Origin of the sequence: Streptomyces sp. SM11, from assembly GCF_002910905.1 — a bacterium.
Taxonomy (GTDB): domain Bacteria; phylum Actinomycetota; class Actinomycetes; order Streptomycetales; family Streptomycetaceae; genus Streptomyces.
The window spans coordinates 1-3,357 of record NZ_NEUE01000068.1 but is presented as its reverse complement, the minus strand read 5'-3'; the positions used below and the strand labels follow the sequence as shown (position 1 = coordinate 3,357).

3 protein-coding genes and 1 pseudogene are annotated in these 3,357 nt (G+C 71.0%); all 4 read left to right on the top strand.

What is annotated here, in order from left to right; genetic code table 11:
* Positions 1–289, top strand: a pseudogene (locus B9S58_RS04105) (MFS transporter); the annotation flags it as partial.
* 45 nt (positions 290–334) lie between these two features.
* Positions 335–739: a PPOX class F420-dependent oxidoreductase gene (locus B9S58_RS04100; protein WP_103530774.1), complete on the top strand. Its 405-nt coding sequence runs from the start codon at positions 335–337 to the stop codon at positions 737–739.
* Between the two features lie 142 nt (positions 740–881).
* Complete coding sequence (cysS, locus tag B9S58_RS04095) at positions 882–2,282, top strand: cysteine--tRNA ligase (protein ID WP_103530773.1); 1,401 nt, start codon at positions 882–884, stop codon at positions 2,280–2,282.
* A 94-nt stretch (positions 2,283–2,376) separates the two neighbouring features.
* Complete coding sequence (gene rlmB, locus B9S58_RS04090; RefSeq protein ID WP_103530772.1) at positions 2,377–3,333, top strand: 23S rRNA (guanosine(2251)-2'-O)-methyltransferase RlmB; 957 nt, start codon at positions 2,377–2,379, stop codon at positions 3,331–3,333.
* Positions 3,334–3,357: the final 24 nt, after the last annotated feature.

Genomic DNA, 3,357 nt, shown 5'->3' with positions numbered 1-3,357 from the left:
CGTCGTCCTGCTGACCCTGGGGCAGATGCTGCTGGTCCCCGCCGCCCGGGGCCTGGTGCCGGACCTGGTCGAGGACCGGCAGCTCGGACTGGCCACCGGCGCGCTGTCCTCCGTGTCCGGGATCGCCGTCCTCGGGGGGAGCGCGGCGACCGGCGCGCCGCTCGACGCGCCGGCGCCCGTGCGGTGGGCGGTGCTCGCGGCGGTCCCGCTGGCCGGGGCGGCACTGGCGTTCACTCTTCCGGCGGGACGCGGCGGGAAGGAAGCGGGGGCGGGTGCCGTTACGGGGTAGAAGCATCGGACCGGCCGCCCCGCAGGCATTCAGGAGGACGTACGCATGACCGCCGCACTCTCCGCCGAGCTCAAGAACCTGCTCGACAGCCCCGTGTTCGTCAACATCGCCACCATCCAGCCCGACGGCAGCCCCCAGGTCTCCCCGGTCTGGGTCAAGCGCGACGGCGACGATGTCCTGATCTCCACCACCGTCGGCCGCCGCAAGGAGAAGAACCTCCGCCGCGACCCGCGCGTCACCGTGGTCGTCCAGCCCTTCGACGCCCCGTACAGCTACGCCGAGATCCGCGGCGAGGCGACGCTGACGACGGACGGCGGGCAGGAACTGATCGACGAGCTCTCGGTGAAGTACACCGGCAAGCCGTACGCGGAGTTCAACCCGAACTCCGGCGCCGACGACCCCCGCGTGGTCGTCCGCATTTCCCCGCGCAAGGTCGTCGGCAGCCTGTAGAGCCCCGGAGCCCCGCGCAGAGGGTGGGAGAACGTTCTCCGTGGCCTCCGGCGGCCGGTTCGGACCATCCCGGTACCAGAAAGTTGTCCCCGCGATCCCCAAGGGTCGCGGGGCACTGGTGCGGGCCTACTACCCTTGAGGCGTGACTCTTCGCCTGCACGACACCAACGCCCGGCAGATCCGTGACTTCGTCCCGCTCACAGCGGGCTGTGTCTCGATCTACCTCTGTGGCGCCACTGTCCAGGCGGCACCGCACATCGGCCACATCCGCTCGGGCCTGAACTTCGACATCATGCGCCGCTGGTTCACGTACCGCGGCTACGACGTCACGTTCATCCGGAACGTCACCGACATCGACGACAAGATCATCGCGAAGTCCGCCGAACAGGGCCGCCCGTGGTGGTCGATCGGCTACGAGAACGAGCGTGCGTTCAACGACGGCTACGACGTGCTCGGCTGCCTGCCGCCCACCTACGAGCCCCGCGCCACCGGCCACATCCCCGAGATGATCGAGATGATGCGCGGGCTGATCGAGCGAGGTCACGCGTACGAGGCCGACGGCAACGTCTACTTCGACGTGCGCTCCCTGCCCGGCTACCTGGAGCTCTCCAACCAGGAGCTGGACGATCTGCGCCAGCCCTCCGGCGACGGTGAGACCGGTAAGCGCGACCAGCGCGACTTCGCCATGTGGAAGGCCATGAAGCCGGGCGAGCCCAGCTGGGAGAGCCCCTGGGGCCGCGGCCGGCCCGGCTGGCACCTGGAGTGCTCCGCGATGGCCCACAAGTACCTGGGCTCCGCGTTCGACATCCACGGCGGCGGCCTCGACCTGATCTTCCCGCACCACGAGAACGAGATCGCCCAGGCCAAGGCGTACGGCGACGCGTTCGCGAACTACTGGGTGCACAACGCCTGGGTCACCATGTCCGGCGAGAAGATGTCGAAGTCGCTGGGCAACTCCGTCCTCGTCAGCGAGATGGTCAAGCACTGGCGCCCGATCGTCCTGCGCTACTACCTCGGTACCCCGCACTACCGGTCGATGATCGAGTACAGCGAGGAGGCCCTGCGCGAGGCCGAGTCCGCGTTCGCACGGATCGAGGGCTTCGTCCAGCGCGCCACCGAGAAGGCCGGGGAGACCGTTCCTCCCGCCGCCGAGGTGCCGCCCGCCTTCGCCGAGGCGATGGACGAGGACCTCGGCGTCCCCGGGGCCCTCGCGATCATCCACACCACCGTCCGCCAGGGCAACAGCGCGCTCGCCGACGACGACAAGGAAGCCGCCGCCGCCCGCCTCGCCGAGGTCCGGGCCATGCTCGGCGTCCTCGGCCTGGACCCGCTCGACCCGCACTGGGCGGGCGAGAGCGACCGGGGCGAGGAGCTGCACGGCGTCGTCGACACCCTCGTCGGCCTCGTCCTCGACCAGCGGCAGTCGGCCCGTGACCGCAAGGACTGGGCCGCCGCCGACGCCATCCGCGACCAGCTGGGCCGGTCCGGCCTCGTCATCGAGGACAGCCCCACCGGCCCCCGGTGGACGCTGGGACCGCGCTGAGCACCCGCTCCGAGCAGTGAGATTGTGCCGTCCGGCGATCCGGGCGGCACACTTTCCTTATACGTACGTCTGAAAGCAACGAAACAGGTAGATCATGGCCGGGAACAGCCAACGCAGGAACCGCCGCACGTCCAACAAGAAGGGCATGCAGGTCGGCAGCGGTGGCCAGCGACGCCGTGGTCTCGAAGGCAAGGGACCGACGCCGCCCGCCTCCGCCCGCAAGGGACACAAGAAGAACCGGGTCGCCAACGCCCAGGCCAAGCAGGCCGCGGCCCGCCGTCCCGCCCCCCGGCGCGGCGGCGTGAAGGGCACCTCGGAGATGGTCGTCGGCCGCAACCCGGTCTACGAGGCCCTGCGTGACGGCGTGCCCGCCGTCACCCTGTACGTCCAGCAGTACATCGACAACGACGAGCGCGTCCGCGACGCCCTCAAGCTCGCGAGCGAGCGCGGCAACATCAACCTGATGGAGGCCCCGCGTCCCGAGCTGGACCGGATGACGAACGGCCTGAACCACCAGGGCCTCGTCCTCCAGGTCCCGCCGTACGAGTACGCGCACCCGGAGGACCTCACCGCCGCCGCGTACGACAACAACGAGGACCCGCTGATCGTCGCCCTCGACGGCGTGACCGACCCGCGCAACCTCGGCGCGATCGTCCGCTCGGTCTCCGCGTTCGGCGGCCACGGCGTGGTCGTTCCCGAGCGCCGCGCGGCCGGGATGACCGCCGGTGCGTGGAAGTCCTCCGCCGGCACGGCGGCCCGCACGCCCGTCTCCCGGGTCACCAACCTCACCCGCGCGCTGGAGGGCTACCAGAAGGCGGGCCTCACGGTCGTCGGCCTGGCCGCCGACGGCGAGCACACGGTGGAGGACCTGGAGCAGTTGGGCGGGCCGGTCGTCATCGTCATCGGCAGCGAGGGCAAGGGCCTCGGCCGACTCGTCGGCGAGACCTGCGACTACCGGGTGCGGATCTCCATGCCCGGCGGCGCGGAGTCGCTCAACGCCGGTGTCGCGGCGGGCATCGTGATGTACGAGGTGGCGCGCCGTCGCGGATAGCCGCGCGCGGAGCCGGCGCGTGGG